Genomic DNA, 17,843 nt, shown 5'->3' with positions numbered 1-17,843 from the left:
ATCCTGAATATATAATGAGAATTAAAATTAAAACGCAAGGCTTTTAATAACGTAATTGTTTCATGTGAAACAATAGACTGGCAACTACTAATGAAATTTAATACCTTTAAACAGGCAATAAAATATTGGAAATTGATATTACATAAATAAAATATTTTTGTTTCAGTGTTTCACGTGAAACAAAAAAGCTCAGTATAAACTGAGCTTTTTATAAGAACGATTAACGGTTTATCGATAAACCGACAAACTTATTTATAACACTGACACATCGGCCACTTGTAAAAATAAGTTACGTAAACGGTTTAATAACGCTAAACGGTTATTTTTTACTGCTAAATCGTCCGCCATTACCATCACATTATCAAAGAAAGCGTCTACAGGCGTCTGTAAGCTAGCTAACTCGAACAAGGCTGACTCGTAGTCTCCGCTTGAAAATAAAGGGCTTAGCTTGCTTTCTAGAGAGCCTAATATTTCAACAAGTGCGATTTCAGCGTCTTCTTGAAGCAAATCTTGACTAACTTCATTACTAATTTGTTCTGTCACTTTAGCAAGAATATTACTAATACGTTTATTAGCAGCAGCAATCGGAGCAGCTTCAGGTAAAGTTTGGAACTTAGCAACCGCTTTAATACGCTTTTCAAAATCAACAGGTTTAGTTGGACGACGCTCTAATACAGATTGAATTAACTCAACTGAATATCCGTTTGCTTGATAAGTTGCACGGAAACGAGCAAATAAGAAATCAACAACATCAATAACGACGTTATCATTTGTTAATTTATCTGCGTACTCTGTCTTAGCTATTTCAACTAAATCGACAATATCTAAGTTTAAGTTTTTATCTGTAATGATGCGTAATAGACCAATAGCAGCACGACGTAATGCAAATGGGTCTTTATCACCTTTAGGTGCTTGGCCAATACCAAATATACCCACCAGCGTATCTAATTTATCTGCTAATGAAACAGCACATGCAACTAATGAAGTAGGCAGTTTATCACCTGCAAAACGAGGCAAGTATTGTTCATTTAATGCAACGGCAACATCTTCATGCTCACCATCAAAACGAGCATAGTACATGCCCATAACACCTTGAACGTCTGGAAACTCCATTACCATTTCAGACATTAAGTCCGCTTTTGATAATAAACCAGCGCGTTGTGCATGTTCAGGATTTGCTTGAATGTTAACAGCTATTTTTTCAGCAACGGCACTAATACGTTCAGATTTCTCTTTTAACGTACCCAATTGTTTTTGAAATAATACGGTTGATAGTGAGTCTAAACGACTTTCTAATGTTTTCTTTTTATCGGTTTCAAAGAAGAACTCAGCATCGGCTAAACGTGGGCGAACCACTTTTTCGTTACCTGAAACAACTTGTTTAGGATCACGACTAACAATGTTTGAAACAAAGATAAAGCGTGGTAATAAATTGCCTTCTTTATCTAATACTGGGAAGTATTTTTGATTGTCTTTCATTGTATAAATAAGTGCTTCAGAAGGGACGGCTAAGAATTTTTCTTCAAATGATCCAACTAAAGTTACTGGCCACTCAACTAAAGAGGTTACTTCTTCTAATAATTCATCATCAATTGCAGCTATACCATTTTCATGAGCAGCGAGTGCCTCTACTTGCTCACGAATAATTGCTTTACGGCGCTCATAACCAACAATCACTTTACCAGAATCATCTAATAACGATTCATATTCATCTGCGTGTGATAATGTTAATTCAGCTTCACCCATGAAACGGTGTCCACGAATAACACGATTCGAAGCAACACCTAATAATTCACCCTGGATTAACTTACTACCAAATAACATAGTAACAGTATGCACAGGACGAATAAATTGTGTGCTTTCGCTTCCCCAACGCATTGGTTTAGCAATAGGTAATTTAGCGAGAGCTAACTCAGCAATAGCAGGGATCAAGCCATTAATATGCTGACCTTTAACTTCTGACTTGAATAATAGCCACTCACCTTTATCAGTGACTAAGCGTTCAGCTTCTTCAACGGTAATACCATTAGAACGAGCCCAACCTTGTGCAGCTTTAGTCGCTACACCATTATCATCAAATGCAACGTTGACTGCAGGACCACGCTTTTCAACGACTTTATCTGCTTGAGTTGCCACTAAGTTAGTAACCACTACTGCCAAACGTCTTGGTGATGCTAGCCAACTAACTTTTTCAAATGTTAATTCAGCTTTATTTAATTCAGCTTCAATATTGCTAGCAAATGACTCTGCAAGTTTACGAAGTGATTTTGGTGGTAACTCTTCGGTTCCCAACTCAATCAATAAATTTTCTTGTGACATTAAACTTGCCTCTATTAATTTAAATTTTTACAAAGTGGAAAACCAAGTGCTTCACGCTTAGCGTAATAAGCTTCTGCAACCGCTTTTGATAATGAGCGAACACGTAGTATATAACGCTGACGTTCAGTAACAGAGATAGCATGACGAGCATCTAACAGGTTAAACACATGTGATGCTTTCATTACTTGCTCATAAGCAGGTAACGGCAAACTAGCTTCAATTAATTTTTGGCTATCTTTTTCACATTGATCAAACTGTGTAAATAATGCATCAACATCTGCATGTTCAAAGTTGTAAGTAGATTGTTCCACTTCATTTTGATGGAAGATATCACCATAAGTTACTTTACCCATTGGGCCATCTGTCCAGACGAGATCGTAGATACTATCCACACCTTGAACATACATAGCAAGACGTTCTAAACCATAAGTAATTTCACCAGTAACAGGTGAGCACTCAAGGCCACCAACTTGTTGAAAATAGGTAAATTGGGTCACTTCCATACCATTTAGCCAGATTTCCCAGCCTAATCCCCATGCACCTAACGTAGGTGATTCCCAGTTATCTTCAACAAAGCGAATATCATGGATAGAGGTATCAATACCAATCTCTTCAAGTGATTGTAAGTACAATTCTTGAATATTTTTAGGAGAAGGTTTTAATACCACTTGGAATTGGTAATAGTGTTGTAAACGATTAGGGTTTTCACCGTAGCGACCATCAGTAGGGCGACGGCAAGGTTGTACATAAGCACTGCTCATTGGCTCAGGACCAATAGAACGTAAAAAAGTTTGTGGGTGGAATGTTCCAGCACCTACTTCCATATCAAGTGGCTGTACAATGGCACAACCTTGGCGAGCCCAGAAGTCTTGCAACGCAAGAATCAGCCCTTGGAATGTTTTTGTATCAAATTTTTGCATGATTTAGGCTTCGAGTTGATTAAAAAAAATGAAATCCATTATACCTATTGACGCCAATTATACCAATGGCAATAGATGTATACGCTAACTTTACAGCGTAATATTAGATCAGCAGAAAAACAAAATTGAATAATTTTGATAGCGTCAATTGTTAGTGTCTAATAAATAACAAACTCAATAAACAAATATATTAACTGGCGCAATAGATAACAAACAAAAAGCCAATAAATAGAGTAGACTTTTAAGCTTAAAATAGACTCTAAATTGAAATAAAAAAGTGAATTAAAATGCTTAAAAAATTAAAAGAGAGTGATCTTTATTTACCTATTAAACTCTTTTTAAATAAACAAGGTTACGAAGTGAAAGGTGAAATAAAGCAATGCGATATTGTCGCTAAAAAAGACGATGAAATTATTATTATCGAATTAAAATTAACACTCAACATTACCTTATTATTACAATCGATCGATCGTTTTACTTTAGCCGATATAGTCTATATTGCCATCCCTAAACAAACGCCAATGTATAAAACCAAAAGCAAACAAATCAAAAAACTAGTTGCACGTTTAGGGTTAGGTTTGATTGTTGTAGATATACAAGAAAAACAACAATATGTTGAAGTTATTAGTGACCCTAAAGAATACCAACCTAGAAAAAACAAACGCAAACAATCAGCATTATTAAAAGAATTTAGCTTACGCCAAGGTGATACTCAAAAAGGCGGTTCAACAACAAAAAAAGCAGGTTTAACGGCTTATCGACAACGATGTATACGGGTCGCTGAGTACTTATCTAAAACAGATACGGCTTCGGGGGCTAAAATCAAAAAGGCAATTGACGAGCAACAAGCGACACAGTTTCTCTACAGTAATTATTATGAATGGTTTGATAAAATAGGGCGCGGAACTTATAAATTATCAGATAAAGGAAAAGCAGAACTGCCAGAATGGCAGTTAAAAATAAAGGCAACAACGTCTTAAATGTCTTAAATGTCTTAAATGATATATTTGATACGTTGTAAAATACATTAGACATAACCAAAATATATAAACGAATACTAACTTTATTATATAAAGTTAAATTTAAAACTATATTAAGTTTCTTATAAAATCATCTACTAAACATATATTTATTTTATTAGATTGATGCTAATTCAACGTTATCATTTGTCTATCAAATAACCAAAAAATATTATTTATCTTTCTTATCAAGAATTTAAACTTAAAATTTAAAACGAAAAATAAAATTTTCATTATATTTTTAAATAAAATATTTAATAGCCAATTTCTATATGATAAGTTATATTCCCACTGACAATAATTTGATTGTTTGAATTTAAATATAAAATAAGGATATAACATGAAATCTATTAAGTTAGCAGTAGCTGCTGTAGCCGTAATTCTTCTTGCTGGTTGTACTGGTACTACTTACAACAGCGCTAAAGACTGTTCTATGGATTACTTACTAGTTCCAGCTCTTTCTATTCCTGCTGCTATCGGTGCATGTGGAGAATAATATTTAATATCAAATTCTGATAATAAATATTAAAGCGCACTCTCTTATGGGTGCGTTTTTTGTTACTCAATTAAATAAATATGGCTCTTCCGCTCATTATTTATAAGGCCTCTGTAAACCATCCATTTTTCAAAATTCTTGTTCATATATTCAATTAAACACCTTTTAGATTTTCGAACTATTTATTGATTATTGAAAAATATTTTAATTGCTCCCTCTTTATTAATTATAAGTGGTTGTACTCTGAGGATTACAGATTTAACTGTAGGTAGTACAAAAGATTACGATATTAATTCAGGATCAGAGTTATTAAAGGTTCACGTGTTACAGGAGAATAGTTAACGCCTGTCATTTTAATACCTATCGGTATTCCAAATCTAAAACAGCAACGGACAATGCTATTCAAACGGATAAATGTACTGTTGGATTAACAAATATCGCCATTTCGCATTTTTATTGTTGGTCAAATAGGGAATAGAATTGAAGGTGATTTGTTATATATCTGGTTGTGAAAATAAACATAAAAAAGGCGACCCTAAGGTCGCCTTTTTAACGAGAGTTTAAATATCTACTTACGTATTAACTTAATAGCGCGTAACTGTGCAACTGCTTGCGCAAGTTGAGCAGTAACAAGAGCAAAATCAATATCCTTATTAGGATTTGACATTTGTGCTTCAGCAGCGCGTTTTGCTTCTTCTGCTTTCGCTTGGTCAAGATCTTGACCACGAATTGCAGTATCAGCTAACACTGTAACGCCACCAGGCTGTACTTCAAGGAAACCGCCTGAGATATAAATGACTTCTTCGCCACCATCTTGTTTAACTAACTGAACCATTCCTGGTTTAATCGGTGTAAGTAATGGCGTGTGACCATGCATAATGCCTAGTTCACCTTCTTGACCAGATACTGATAAGTGTGAAACAAGCCCTGAAAACAGAGATTTTTCAGCACTTACAACATCTAAATGTGTGGTCATTGATTTAGCCATAGTAACCTCCAGCTGTTACATTTTTTTAGCGTTTTCGACAGCTTCTTCAATTGCACCTACGTATAGGAACGCTTGCTCAGGGATATCATCGTAATCACCGGCGATTAAGCCTTTAAAGCCAGCTAATGTGTCTTTAAGTGGTACGTAAATGCCTGGGTCACCTGTAAATACTTCAGCTACGTGGTAAGGCTGAGTTAAGAACTTCTCAACTTTACGTGCACGAGATACGATTTGCTTATCTTCTTCAGAAAGCTCATCCATACCTAGGATAGCAATGATGTCTTTCAGCTCTTTATAACGTTGTAAGATACCTTGTACGCCACGTGCTATATCGTAATGCTCTTGGCCAACAACAAGTGGATCAAGTTGACGAGACGTTGAATCTAACGGGTCAATCGCAGGGTATAGACCCATAGATGCGATATTACGGTTAAGTACAACAGTTGCGTCTAAGTGAGCAAAGGTTGTTGCAGGAGATGGATCCGTCAAATCATCGGCAGGTACGTATACCGCTTGGATAGAAGTGATTGAACCTACTTTAGTTGATGTAATACGTTCTTGTAAAACACCCATCTCTTCAGCAAGTGTTGGTTGGTAACCAACGGCTGATGGCATACGGCCTAATAGTGCTGATACTTCTGTTCCCGCTAGAGTATAACGGTAGATGTTATCAACAAATAAAAGTACGTCTTTACCTTCATCACGGAAACGCTCAGCCATTGTAAGACCAGTCAAGGCAACACGTAAACGGTTTCCTGGTGGCTCATTCATTTGACCGTAAACCATTGCTACTTTTGATAACTCAGGGTTTTCAACGTTTACAACGCCTGCTTCCTGCATTTCATGGTAGAAATCGTTACCTTCACGAGTACGCTCACCAACACCAGCAAAAACAGACAAACCTGAATGTTTTAATGCGATGTTATTGATAAGTTCCATCATGTTTACTGTTTTACCAACACCAGCACCACCAAATAGACCGATTTTACCACCTTTAGCAAATGGACAAATTAAGTCGATAACTTTGATACCAACTTCAAGTGTTTCATTTGATGCAGATTGTTCTTCATAAGAAGGCGCGGCACGGTGAATTTCGTAGTGTTCAGTTGCAGCAACTTCACCACATTCATCAATTGGCTCACCCAATACATTCATGATACGGCCTAATGTAGCCGTACCCACAGGTACTGTGATTGCATGTTTAGTATCAGTAACTTCTAAACCGCGACTTAAACCTTCAGAAGCACCCATAGCGATACAACGTACAACGCCGCCGCCAATTTGTTGCTGCACTTCCATTGTAAGGTTTTTCTCAGTCACGATCAGTGCACTGTATATATTCGGAACGCTTTCTTGTGGAAATTCAACATCCACAACAGCACCGATAATCTGTACGATTTTACCTGAACTCATTTCTGATCCTCTAAAATCTATATTTAAAATTATACCGCAGCCGCACCACCACAAATCTCAGAAAGTTCCTGAGTAATTGCAGCTTGACGTGCTTTATTGGCAACAAGTTGTAAATCATCAATCAAATCACTAGCGTTATCTGTTGCAGCTTTCATTGCAACCATACGTGAAACTTGTTCACACGCTAAGTTTTCTACTACCGCTTGGTAAACTTGAGATTCAACATAACGAACTAATAATGCGTCTAAAATATCTTTAGCCTCACCTTCGTAAATGTAATCCCAGTGCTTAGTAGCCACTTCTTCATCGCCATCTGCTTTTGGCAGAGGTAATAATTGATTGATGGTAGGGTCTTGTACCATGGTACTAATGAATTTATTGTTCACTATATATAAGCGATCAAGTTTTCCTGAGTCATAAGCATCTAACATCACTTTTACCGAACCGATTAAATCATCGATTTCTGGTGCATCACCCAAAGCCGTAGCTCGAGCAACAATGTTAGCGCCTATATTACCAAAGAAACTAGATGCCTTAGAGCCAATAACGGCTAAGTCAACTTCAACACCAGCTTCACTGTGTGCTTTCATTTCTTTGATAAGTGGTTTAAACAAGTTAATGTTTAAACCACCACATAAACCACGATCACTTGAAATGACAATATAACCAACACGCTTCACTTCTCTTTCTTCAAGATAAGGGTGGTGGTATTCCAAGTTACCTAGTGCGATATGACCGATCACTTTGCGCATAGTCGTTGCGTACGAAAGGCTACCTTCCATGCGCTGTTGCGCACGACGCATCTTAGATGCAGCTACCATTTCCATCGCACCAGTGATCTTTTGAGTGTTTTTCACACTCGCGATCTTATTTCTAATTTCTTTATCGCCGGCCATTTCTAACTCCTAATTAATGCTTAATTAATAACTTACGTTATTAATTAATTACCAGGTTTGCGTTGCAACGAAAGATTCCAAGATAGCTTTAAACTGCGCTTCGATCTCTTTGTTGTAATCACCAGATTCATTAATTTGAGCATAGAACTCAGCATGCTCATTTTTAGCGTAAGAAAGTAAAGATGCTTCAAAGTCTAAAACTTTTTCAACATCAACATCATTTAAGAAGCCTTTCTCTGCAGCAAATAGTGATAACGCTTGTTCAGTTACTGACATTGGAGCGTATTGTTTCTGCTTCATTAATTCAGTTACTTTTTTACCATGATCAAGCTGCTTACGCGTTGCTTCATCTAGGTCAGATGCAAACTGTGCAAATGCCGCTAATTCACGGTATTGTGCTAGAGCAGTACGAATACCACCAGAAAGCTTTTTAATCACTTTACACTGAGCAGCACCACCAACACGTGATACAGAAATACCTGGATCAACAGCTGGACGTACACCATTATTAAATAGTTCAGTCGTTAAGAAGATCTGACCATCTGTAATAGAGATTACGTTTGTTGGTACGAATGCAGATACATCGCCCGCTTGTGTCTCAATGATTGGTAATGCTGTTAATGAACCAGTTTTACCTTTCACTGCACCTTTAGTAAAGGTTTCAACGTAATGCTCGCTTACACGAGATGCACGTTCTAGAAGACGTGAGTGAAGGTAGAAAACATCACCAGGGTATGCTTCACGACCAGGTGGACGTTTAAGCAATAGTGAAATTTGACGGTAAGCAACAGCTTGCTTAGAAAGATCATCATATACAATCAGTGCATCTTCACCGCGATCACGGAAATATTCACCCATTGAACAACCTGCATATGGAGCCAGGTATTGTAATGCAGCCGCTTCAGAAGCAGATGCTACAACAACGATAGTATTTTCTAACGCGCCATGCTCTTCAAGTTTACGTACTACGTTTGCAATAGTTGACGCTTTTTGGCCAATCGCAACATAGATAGAGTATAAACCTGTAGATTTTTGGTTAATGATTGCATCGATTGCAATAGCAGTTTTACCTACTTGACGGTCACCGATGATAAGTTCACGTTGACCACGACCGATTGGAATCATTGAATCGATTGATTTCCAACCAGTTTGTACTGGTTGATCAACTGATTTACGATCGATTACACCAGGTGCGATTACTTCGATTGGAGAGTAACCATCGTTTTCGATAGGCCCTTTTCCATCAATCGGCTCACCCATTGTGTTAACAACTCGACCAAGAAGACCTTTACCTACTGGTACTTCAAGAATACGACCAGTTGATTTTACCTTTTCACCTTCTTTAAGGTCACGGTAAGGTCCCATTACAACAGCACCTACCGAGTCACGCTCAAGGTTAAGTGCCATAGCAAAGCTACCATTTGGTAGTTCGATCATCTCACCTTGCATACATTCAGCAAGGCCATTGATGCGAATAATACCATCGCTTACAGAAACGATTGTACCTTCATTTCGCGCTTCGCTTACCGCTTCGAATTTTCCAATTCGTTGCTTGATAAGATCGCTAATTTCAGTGGAATTCAGTTGCATGCTAACTTCCCATTAAGATTGTAAAGTATGTGATAAACGAGATAACTGGCCGCTAGCGGTGCTATCAATCACTAAATCACCGGCGGTAATAACCATCCCAGTAATTAACGATTTATCAATACTACAATTTAGGTTTACTTTTCGTGCGAGGCGTTTTTCTAGCGAAATACTCAACTCATTCAATTGAACTTTAGACAGAGCGTAAGCAGAGACAACATCAGCGTCGATCTCTTTTTTATACTCAGTTTCTAAATCAGAAAAAAGTTGTGTAATGCGAGGCAAAACACTCAAACGTCCATTTTCAGCTAATACTTTAATAAAGTTTTGACCATTCTCATCGAGTTGGTCGCCACAAACATTAATAAATAGATCAGCTAACTCTTTTGGTGCTTTATCGCGTGTTAATATATTTGCCATGGTTGCATCTTGTGCAACTTCAGTGGCAAAAAACAGCATCGTAGACCAAGCTTCGATGTTGTCATTACTAACTGCAAATTCAAAAGCGGCTCTTGCATAAGGACGAGCTACAGTAGTCAATTCAGACATAACTTCGCTCCTTATAGTTCAGCAACTAATTTATCAATAATGTCGCTATTCGCTTCTTTATCAATAGTACGCTTAATGATTTTTTCAGCACCCGCAATAGCTAGAACAGCAACTTGTTGACGTAACTCTTCACGAGCACGGTTACGTTCAGCTTCAACTTCCGCTTCACCTTGAGCAATAATTTTACTGCGCTCTGTTTCTGCTTCATTTTTAGCTTCTTCAACAATTTGTGTACGACGCTTATTAGCTTGATCAATAATTTCTGCAGCTTGTGCTTTAGCTTCTTTCAGCTTTTCAGCTGCTTTTGCTTGCGCAAGTTCAAGATCTTTTCCTGCACGTTCAGCTTGCGTTAAACCATCCGCAATTTTCTTTTGACGCGCTTCAATTGCGTCTAAAAGTGGTGGCCACACATACTTCATGCAGAACCAAACAAATATCGCAAATGCAATAGCTTGGCCAATTAGGGTTGCATTAATATTCATAACAGCTCCTTAGTAATTAAGTAAATTAGGATCCGTTATTAGCCCGCTAGTTGAGCTACAAATGGGTTTGCAAATGTGAAGAATAATGCAATACCAACACCGATCATTGCGATTGCATCGATAAGACCAGCAACGATGAACATTTTAACTTGTAACATAGGTGCCATTTCAGGTTGACGAGCAGCACCTTCTAGGAATTTACCACCTAAGATACCAAAACCGATAGCTGTACCAGCAGCGCCTAAACCAATTAGAAGTGCTACAGCGATTGCAGTAAAACCTAATACTGTTTCCATGAAAAATTCTCCAAATAAAATAAGTTGTTTTAATGTTTAAAAGTAATTACTAATAAAAGTAAAAGTTAACGTCATACCTAAATAATTAATGATCTTCGTGTGCCATACTCAAATATACGATAGTTAACATCATAAATATGAAAGCTTGTAGAACAATAATTAAAATATGGAATACTGCCCACGGAAAGTACAGTGGTAATTGCCAGTAACCCAGTAGTGCTATCAAAATAAAGATTAACTCACCAGCATATAAATTTCCGAATAAACGCAGACCTAATGAAACAGGTTTCGCTAATAGCGTTACAGATTCAAGTAGGAAGTTTACAGGGATAAATGCCCAGTGGTTAAATGGTTGCATAGTTAGTTCTTTAACGAACCCACCGAAACCTTTTACTTTAACAGTGTAGTAAATGATTAAAGCGAAGACACTCAATGACATACCAAGTGTTACGTTTAAATCAGTTGTAGGTACAACTTTAAGATAAGGTACTCCGATAGCTTGCGCAGCGTGAGGTAGCAAATCAACAGGAACTAAATCCATTAGGTTCATTAAGAATACCCAAACGAAAATAGTTAATGCTAAAGGTGCTATCAAGGCATTTTTGCCATGAAATGTATCTTTTACATTCTCGTCTACAAAATCAATTACCATTTCGATGAAACACTGTAACTTACCAGGTACACCAACAGTAGAATGTTTTGCAACACTACGAAACAACCAAAGAAATAATACACCGAGGCCTACTGCTACCAGTAGAGAATCGACGTGAAAAGTCCAAAATCCAGCATCATGCGCATTCCAGCCACCATCAACACTCCATGTAAGGTTTGTTAAATGATGTTGAATATAACTTGATGATGTTAGAGCTTCACCTTGACCTGACATGTTTTATCCCATCGTTGTTATAGAAAAAGAAAGGCGCTAACCACTGCGAAGCAACAAGCAATGAGAATGAAATATAAAAAGCGATCAAAGATAACGTTCCATATTTTAAAAACACAACAAATAACAGCACAGTTAAAAAGAGTTTAATAGCCTCTCCTGCGTAAAACCCCCTAAGTACCTTTTGAGATTGCCGAGCACCTGCGTGAGCAAATGTCATCAAAACAAAAACAAGATTAGGAAGCAAAAAAGTGATTCCTCCTAGCAAAGCTGAATAACCTGCTTTATTCGAAAAAAACACTGTTGAAATCAATGCAGCAAATAGCACTAATAATAATTGAAAAGCCACTAATTTCAGCCCTGAAACCTGACCTTTTTTTGCTAGTTTATCAACCACTCCGATTTCCTTTTACTAGCTAGTCTGAAACATTAAAAACAACTAAATTAATCATTTTATTGTCACAAACTAAAACCCGCGCAAATTATACCGACAAAAAATGTCAATGCAATATAAGCGAGCTCTTGTGATACAAGAATAGAGTAAATTTGAGGTATATTTAATATTAAATCAATTAAATATTTGATGACCTAAAATAATAAATTGTTGAAAATATCTATTTATTTTTAATTATTTTCAATTAATGTGATCAATGCATCTAAGTCAGCGATAGAAGTGTAGTCAATGACCAGTTTTCCATTGCCATTTTTATTATTTTTAGCTGTTACTTTGAGACCAAATTTATTTTCTAAAGTTGTAACAAACAACTCAGTTTTGTCACAAAGTAATGGGGATGTTTTAACTTTTTCTGGGGAGTGAGCCTTTTTTACTAATTTCTCAGTGTCACGCACACTCAATACTTTACTGACAACCGTCTTAGCAAGATCAGATTGTAATTGTCCTTCACACACCAATAAAGCTCTAGCATGGCCCATTTCTAAGTCACCATGTTCTAATAATATTTGAACATCTTCATTCAAGTTGTTTAATCGTAATAAATTACTGACTGCTGTACGTGATTTACCAACTGCAGTTGCTACTTCTTGATGAGTTAGTTCAAATTCATCAACAATCCGTTTTAAAGCAATTGCTTCTTCCATTGCATTAAGATTTTCACGTTGAATATTTTCAATTAAAGCAATCGCAATCGCTGCATCATCTTCCACATTTTTAATCAAACACGGGATAGAGGCTAATCCAACTATTTTAGCTGCACGCCAACGACGTTCACCTGCAATAATCTCATATTTTTGATGACCGGTCTCACGAACTACAATCGGTTGAATGATACCTTGAGCATGAATCGAGTTAGCTAATTCTTGTAATGCATCAGCTGACATATCACGACGAGGTTGGTACTTACCAACCTGTAACAGGTTGATATCTAAGTCTTGAAGGGCACCTTGTTCATTACTAACAAGTTGTTGGGTCTTTTCAGCATTAATATCATGGGAGACTTGTTTGTTGCGTGTAACAGTACTGCTACTTAACAATGAGTCTAATCCTTTCCCTAACCCTCTTTTTTTACCTAACATATTAAATCACTTCCTGATCAGTACTGATAGATTGTTCTTCTCGTCTTAATATTTCACCAGCTAATGACAAATAAGCTCTCGCACCCGTTGAGTTTTTATCATAATACATCACTGGTTTACTGAAACTAGGTGCTTCAGCTAAACGAATGTTACGAGGGATGATCGTACGGTAAACTTTATCGCCAAAATGTTTTTTAAGCTGATCTGATACATCGGTAGATAATCTATTTCGAGGATCGTACATCGTACGTAAAATACCCTCGATCTTGAGATCTGCATTAACAACAGCAGTTAATTTGCTTATGGTATCGATTAAGGCTGTCAATCCTTCTAAAGCATAATACTCACACTGCATTGGTACTAATACTGAATCTGCTGCTGTCATGGCATTAACAGTCAGCATATTCAATGAAGGAGGACAATCAATAAAGATATAATCGTAAACCTCTCTAGCACCTTCTAAAGCCGTTCTTAAACGGGTTTCACGTGCGAAAAAGGTCATTAACTTAACTTCAGCTGCAGTAACATCGCTATTAGCGGCCACTAAATGAAAACCACCAGTTGTTTCAGTTTCAACAACGTCAGAAAGCGGTAACTCATCGATTAATAGATCATAGGCTGTATGTGCAACTTCATATTTATCGATACCACTACCCATGGTGGCATTACCTTGAGGATCGAGATCGATAATAAGTACTTTGCGTTTTGTTGCAGCCATTGAAGCTGCTAAATTAACACAAGTAGTGGTTTTGCCTACACCACCTTTTTGATTTGCAATTGCTATTATTTTACCCACAAAAACCTACTTAATAATATATGAGAGTTATTACGATACACGCTTAACTTTGACTAAACAGCGTTCACCATCTAATTGTGGGACTTGTAATGTAACTGACTCTATAAATTCAAATTTAGAATCTAAATTAACCACTTCAGATTCAGGATATTGCCCCTTAAGGGCTAAAAAATGTCCACTTTCATTAGGTAAGTGACTGCACCAAGATAGCATATCTTCCAATGAAGCAAAGGCACGACTTAACACACAATCAAAACCAACTTCTGGTTGGTATTCTTCAACGCGACTTTGTACTATTTCAACGTTTTTAAGCCCTAGACTAAGAATAGCTTGACGAATAAAACGCATTCGCTTCCCTAAACTGTCTAATAATATAAATTGCTTATCAGGATTTAAAATAGCCAAAGGTAAGCCAGGTAATCCTGGTCCAGTACCAACGTCAATAAAGCTATTGCCCTGTAAATAAGGAGATACGACTATACTGTCCAAAATATGTTTGACAAGCATTTGTGATGGATCACGGACAGAAGTAAGGTTATAGGCTTTGTTCCATTTAGCTAATAGCTCCACTAACGCTACTAGTTGTGAAGCCTGTTGATCAGTTACGATTAAGTCAGTTTGTGCTAAAAGGCTATCTAATTGAGAACGTAAATTCATTATCCAGCCTTACGACGAACGCCGCTTTTCTTTAAATAGATTAATAAAATAGAGATAGCAGCAGGGGTGATCCCCGAGACTCTTGATGCTTGTCCAACGCTGTGTGGTTTAATATCGTTTAATTTAGCCGTCACTTCATTTGAAAGACCTTTAATCTCTGAATAATCAAGATCAACAGGTAACGCAGTGTCTTCATGACGTTTCAATTTTTCAATTTCATCTAACTGACGATCAATATAACCTTGGTATTTTATATTTATTTCAACTTGTTCAGCAGCAATAGGATCAGCGATTGCTGGGCCTAAGCCTTCAATTTTCATCAAGCTTTCATAATTTACTTCAGGTCTACGTATCATTGCTTCCAATGTGCTTTCACGTTGCATAGGTTTTTTCAATAATTCATTAATTTTATCGGCATTAATAGAATTTGGGTTAACCCATTGGACTTTTAGACGTTGTAATTCAGTTTCTACAAGTTCTTGTTTTTCGCTAAAGGCTTTCCAACGAACATCATCCACTAAACCAAGTTCACGCCCTTTCTCTGTTAAACGTGTATCAGCATTGTCTTCACGTAACAGTAATCGATATTCAGCGCGACTAGTAAACATACGGTAAGGTTCTTTAGTACCTAATGTTGATAGATCATCAACTAAAACACCCATGTAAGCTTGATCACGGCGAGGGGCCCAACCTTCTTTATCTTGTACTTGTAAACCAGCATTCATACCTGCTAACAAGCCTTGTGCTCCTGCTTCTTCATAACCAGTGGTACCATTGATTTGTCCTGCAAAGAATAAACCATCGATATATTTGCTTTCTAAAGTCGCTTTAAGATCACGTGGATCAAAATAATCATATTCAATTGCATAACCAGGTCGAGTTACAAACGCATTCTCAAATCCTTTCATCGATTGAATAAATTCAAGCTGAACATCAAAAGGTAAACTTGTAGAAATGCCATTAGGGTATACTTCGTGCGTCGTTAAACCTTCTGGCTCAACAAATATTTGATGTGAATTTTTATCAGCAAAACGCATGATCTTATCTTCAATAGAAGGGCAGTAACGAGGACCTACACCTTCAATCACACCAGAATACATTGGACTTCTATCTAAATTAGCTCGAATGATATCGTGTGTTTTCTCATTGGTATGAGTGATATAACATGGAATTTGACGAGGGTGTTCACTACGATTACCCAAAAATGAAAATACAGGTGTTGGATCATCGCCATGTTGAACTTCTAAACCAGAAAAGTCGATACTACGCGCATCAATACGTGCTGGTGTACCTGTCTTCAAACGTCCCATACGTAATGGCATTTCTTTTAATCGATCAGATAACGTAATCGAAGCTGGATCACCAGCTCTACCGCCACTGTAATTTTTTAAACCAATATGAATTAAACCGTTTAAGAAAGTACCTACTGTCAAAACAACTGTTTTTGCAGAAAAGCGAACGCCCATTTTAGTAATTACACCAACAACGCGATCGTTTTCAATAATAAGATCTTCAACTTCCTGTTGGAATATTTTTAAGTTTTCTTGGTTTTCTAGTTTTTCACGAATAGCTGCTTTGTACAGAAGACGATCCGCCTGTGCACGAGTAGCACGAACAGCTGGTCCTTTACTTGAATTAAGAGTTCTAAATTGAATACCACCTTTATCAATCGCTGATGCCATTAAACCACCTAAAGCATCAATCTCTTTAACAAGATGTCCTTTACCAATCCCACCAATAGCAGGGTTACATGACATCTGACCCAAAGTCTCAATATTGTGAGTCAATAACAGGGTTTTTAATCCCATTCGAGCTGGCGCAGCAGCAGCTTCTGTTCCCGCATGGCCACCGCCAATAACGATAACGTCAAATTGTTCATGGTAAATCATAATATTCCAAATACAGCAGTATAAAATTAAAGCGTGATTTTACTCTTTTAAAAAATAAAGGAAAGCAACAAGGTTGTTTTAAAAGAAAACAATAGTATTAGTATTATATATAGATCTTTAAAGATCTTTTATTACTATACTTATTAAGCAAACGCATTTCTGTGTAAAACATGTTTAAACGATTAAAGATCAGGATCTTAAAAGAGATCCGATCGTGTGCATAATAAGGGATCTTAATGCGATCAACCTGCGTATAGAAACAGCCTTTATCAACAGGGCCTCTTATGCACATTTTTATAAAGTAATTACGCCAAACTAATTCAATAGTTATAAATGGATTATGCACAGAACCTTGTGGGTAACTTAATCATTAATTCGTTAATAAATTAAGATCTTTTATCCATAATGGGATCCAATCATCAACACGATCTTCAGGAATTGGAGAATCAACGACATCAATATTGAAAATATTGCCTAAACGCGTAGCACCTTTATCTCTTAACAGAAGATCAAAATATTTTGCTGCATAACAATAAGTGTCGTAATTTGAATCACCAACGCCAATTAAACCAAAATGCACATTCGTTAATTCGTCAGATAGATCATTAATCTGTTCAACAAACATTTTAAAGTTATCTGGATAATCTCCCGCACCATGTGTTGCTAAACAAATTAACCATATATGTTGGCCTTCTATATCTAACATTGTTAAGTCTGGAGAAAAGTGAACTTGAGAAGCAAAACCTGCAGCTTCTAAAAATGGCTGTGTCGCTTCAGCTACATATTCCGTTCCGCCTAATGTACTACCAACTAATATATCTATATTAATCACAATATTTACTCTCTATATATAGAAATAATGAATTTATAAAACAGAGATACATTATAACGAGATAAATAGTAAATATAGAGATGAATTAGTATAAAAATAAAGCAGGTTGTTCGCTAAATAATCATTCAAACAAAAAATCGAATAAAACAGTAATTAACACTTGCCAATGTGATCTCAATCCCTATAATGCGACCCCACAGACACGGGATGTAGCGCAAGTTACCTAGCGAGTTTGAGAATAAAAGAAACGCGTTAACGATTCAAACTTCGGTTTGAAATTAAGTTAAA

General features: G+C 36.8%; 18 protein-coding genes. 2 read left to right on the top strand and 16 right to left on the bottom strand.

Annotation, left to right across the window (positions count from 1 at the left end):
* Window positions 1-252: 252 nt before the first annotated feature.
* Window positions 253-2,319, bottom strand: a complete 2,067-nt coding sequence (gene glyS / locus V6255_RS15695; protein WP_341629002.1) for a glycine--tRNA ligase subunit beta — start codon at window positions 2,317-2,319, stop codon at window positions 253-255.
* A gap of 14 nt (window positions 2,320-2,333) precedes the next feature.
* Complete coding sequence (glyQ, locus tag V6255_RS15690; RefSeq protein WP_160064804.1) at window positions 2,334-3,239, bottom strand: glycine--tRNA ligase subunit alpha; 906 nt, start codon at window positions 3,237-3,239, stop codon at window positions 2,334-2,336.
* Between the two features lie 287 nt (window positions 3,240-3,526).
* Between glyQ and V6255_RS15685 the strand changes: the two genes are divergently transcribed.
* Both V6255_RS15685 and V6255_RS15680 read left to right on the top strand, forming a co-directional pair.
* Window positions 3,527-4,219 (top strand): DUF2161 family putative PD-(D/E)XK-type phosphodiesterase, encoded by a 693-nt coding sequence (locus V6255_RS15685; protein ID WP_341629001.1) that lies wholly within the window; start codon window positions 3,527-3,529, stop codon window positions 4,217-4,219.
* Between the two features lie 379 nt (window positions 4,220-4,598).
* The gene (locus V6255_RS15680; RefSeq protein ID WP_025565303.1) at window positions 4,599-4,754 is read left to right on the top strand and encodes a DUF4223 family protein; all 156 of its coding nucleotides are present in this window, start codon (window positions 4,599-4,601) and stop codon (window positions 4,752-4,754) included.
* Between the two features lie 568 nt (window positions 4,755-5,322).
* On the opposite strand, the gene V6255_RS15675 is transcribed toward V6255_RS15680, so the two are convergent.
* The 14 genes from V6255_RS15675 to V6255_RS15610 all read right to left on the bottom strand — a co-directional run bounded on the left by V6255_RS15675 (window position 5,323) and on the right by V6255_RS15610 (window position 17,555).
* On the bottom strand, window positions 5,323-5,742 hold the full coding sequence (locus tag V6255_RS15675; RefSeq protein ID WP_298943608.1) for a F0F1 ATP synthase subunit epsilon: 420 nt from the start codon (window positions 5,740-5,742) through the stop codon (window positions 5,323-5,325).
* Window positions 5,743-5,757: 15 nt separating this feature from the next.
* A complete protein-coding gene (gene atpD, locus V6255_RS15670; protein ID WP_298943606.1) occupies window positions 5,758-7,155 on the bottom strand; it encodes a F0F1 ATP synthase subunit beta in 1,398 nt (465 codons plus the stop codon).
* Window positions 7,156-7,184: 29 nt separating this feature from the next.
* Window positions 7,185-8,051: a F0F1 ATP synthase subunit gamma gene (gene atpG / locus V6255_RS15665; RefSeq protein WP_341629000.1), complete on the bottom strand. Its 867-nt coding sequence runs from the start codon at window positions 8,049-8,051 to the stop codon at window positions 7,185-7,187.
* 48 nt (window positions 8,052-8,099) lie between these two features.
* On the bottom strand, window positions 8,100-9,641 hold the full coding sequence (gene atpA, locus V6255_RS15660) for a F0F1 ATP synthase subunit alpha (protein WP_341628999.1): 1,542 nt from the start codon (window positions 9,639-9,641) through the stop codon (window positions 8,100-8,102).
* 12 nt (window positions 9,642-9,653) lie between these two features.
* On the bottom strand, window positions 9,654-10,187 hold the full coding sequence (gene atpH / locus V6255_RS15655) for a F0F1 ATP synthase subunit delta (RefSeq protein ID WP_341628998.1): 534 nt from the start codon (window positions 10,185-10,187) through the stop codon (window positions 9,654-9,656).
* An 11-nt stretch (window positions 10,188-10,198) separates the two neighbouring features.
* Window positions 10,199-10,669 carry a F0F1 ATP synthase subunit B gene (gene atpF / locus V6255_RS15650; protein ID WP_341628997.1) on the bottom strand — a complete coding sequence of 157 codons (471 nt, stop codon included), beginning with the start codon at window positions 10,667-10,669 and terminating at the stop codon, window positions 10,199-10,201.
* A gap of 38 nt (window positions 10,670-10,707) precedes the next feature.
* A complete protein-coding gene (gene atpE, locus V6255_RS15645) occupies window positions 10,708-10,965 on the bottom strand; it encodes a F0F1 ATP synthase subunit C (RefSeq protein WP_025565310.1) in 258 nt (85 codons plus the stop codon).
* Window positions 10,966-11,050: 85 nt separating this feature from the next.
* Complete coding sequence (atpB, locus tag V6255_RS15640) at window positions 11,051-11,851, bottom strand: F0F1 ATP synthase subunit A (protein WP_160064820.1); 801 nt, start codon at window positions 11,849-11,851, stop codon at window positions 11,051-11,053.
* Window positions 11,835-12,245 (bottom strand): ATP synthase subunit I, encoded by a 411-nt coding sequence (locus V6255_RS15635; protein ID WP_298943600.1) that lies wholly within the window; start codon window positions 12,243-12,245, stop codon window positions 11,835-11,837. The genes atpB and V6255_RS15635 overlap by 17 nt, the downstream gene beginning before the upstream one ends.
* 227 nt (window positions 12,246-12,472) lie before the next feature.
* A complete protein-coding gene (locus V6255_RS15630) occupies window positions 12,473-13,381 on the bottom strand; it encodes a ParB/RepB/Spo0J family partition protein (RefSeq protein WP_341628996.1) in 909 nt (302 codons plus the stop codon).
* 1 nt (window position 13,382) lies between these two features.
* Window positions 13,383-14,177: a ParA family protein gene (locus V6255_RS15625; protein WP_025565315.1), complete on the bottom strand. Its 795-nt coding sequence runs from the start codon at window positions 14,175-14,177 to the stop codon at window positions 13,383-13,385.
* Between the two features lie 30 nt (window positions 14,178-14,207).
* Window positions 14,208-14,834 carry a 16S rRNA (guanine(527)-N(7))-methyltransferase RsmG gene (gene rsmG, locus V6255_RS15620; protein ID WP_341628995.1) on the bottom strand — a complete coding sequence of 209 codons (627 nt, stop codon included), beginning with the start codon at window positions 14,832-14,834 and terminating at the stop codon, window positions 14,208-14,210.
* Window positions 14,834-16,723 carry a tRNA uridine-5-carboxymethylaminomethyl(34) synthesis enzyme MnmG gene (gene mnmG, locus V6255_RS15615; RefSeq protein WP_341628994.1) on the bottom strand — a complete coding sequence of 630 codons (1,890 nt, stop codon included), beginning with the start codon at window positions 16,721-16,723 and terminating at the stop codon, window positions 14,834-14,836. The genes rsmG and mnmG overlap by 1 nt, the downstream gene beginning before the upstream one ends.
* A 370-nt stretch (window positions 16,724-17,093) precedes the next feature.
* Window positions 17,094-17,555 carry a flavodoxin domain-containing protein gene (locus V6255_RS15610; RefSeq protein ID WP_341628993.1) on the bottom strand — a complete coding sequence of 154 codons (462 nt, stop codon included), beginning with the start codon at window positions 17,553-17,555 and terminating at the stop codon, window positions 17,094-17,096.
* Between the last annotated feature and the right edge of the window lie 288 nt (window positions 17,556-17,843).

It is taken from the genome of Psychromonas arctica, assembly GCF_038155225.1.
Taxonomy (GTDB): domain Bacteria; phylum Pseudomonadota; class Gammaproteobacteria; order Enterobacterales; family Psychromonadaceae; genus Psychromonas; species Psychromonas arctica_B.
This window is presented reverse-complemented; position numbering and strand designations above follow the sequence as displayed.

Excerpts from the sequence above, each read along its gene's own strand:
- atpH (WP_341628998.1), bottom strand. The coding sequence starts at position 10,187 with ATGTCTGAATTGACTACTGTAGCTCGTCCTTATGCAAGAGCCGCTTTT.
- V6255_RS15680 (WP_025565303.1), top strand. The coding sequence starts at position 4,599 with ATGAAATCTATTAAGTTAGCAGTAGCTGCTGTAGCCGTAATTCTTCTT.
- atpE (WP_025565310.1), bottom strand. The coding sequence starts at position 10,965 with ATGGAAACAGTATTAGGTTTTACTGCAATCGCTGTAGCACTTCTAATT.
- mnmG (WP_341628994.1), bottom strand. The coding sequence starts at position 16,723 with ATGATTTACCATGAACAATTTGACGTTATCGTTATTGGCGGTGGCCAT.
- atpG (WP_341629000.1), bottom strand. The coding sequence starts at position 8,051 with ATGGCCGGCGATAAAGAAATTAGAAATAAGATCGCGAGTGTGAAAAAC.
- atpF (WP_341628997.1), bottom strand. The coding sequence starts at position 10,669 with ATGAATATTAATGCAACCCTAATTGGCCAAGCTATTGCATTTGCGATA.
- rsmG (WP_341628995.1), bottom strand. The coding sequence starts at position 14,834 with ATGAATTTACGTTCTCAATTAGATAGCCTTTTAGCACAAACTGACTTA.
- V6255_RS15630 (WP_341628996.1), bottom strand. The coding sequence starts at position 13,381 with ATGTTAGGTAAAAAAAGAGGGTTAGGGAAAGGATTAGACTCATTGTTA.
- atpB (WP_160064820.1), bottom strand. The coding sequence starts at position 11,851 with ATGTCAGGTCAAGGTGAAGCTCTAACATCATCAAGTTATATTCAACAT.
- V6255_RS15675 (WP_298943608.1), bottom strand. The coding sequence starts at position 5,742 with ATGGCTAAATCAATGACCACACATTTAGATGTTGTAAGTGCTGAAAAA.
- atpD (WP_298943606.1), bottom strand. The coding sequence starts at position 7,155 with ATGAGTTCAGGTAAAATCGTACAGATTATCGGTGCTGTTGTGGATGTT.
- V6255_RS15685 (WP_341629001.1), top strand. The coding sequence starts at position 3,527 with ATGCTTAAAAAATTAAAAGAGAGTGATCTTTATTTACCTATTAAACTC.
- glyS (WP_341629002.1), bottom strand. The coding sequence starts at position 2,319 with ATGTCACAAGAAAATTTATTGATTGAGTTGGGAACCGAAGAGTTACCA.
- atpA (WP_341628999.1), bottom strand. The coding sequence starts at position 9,641 with ATGCAACTGAATTCCACTGAAATTAGCGATCTTATCAAGCAACGAATT.
- glyQ (WP_160064804.1), bottom strand. The coding sequence starts at position 3,239 with ATGCAAAAATTTGATACAAAAACATTCCAAGGGCTGATTCTTGCGTTG.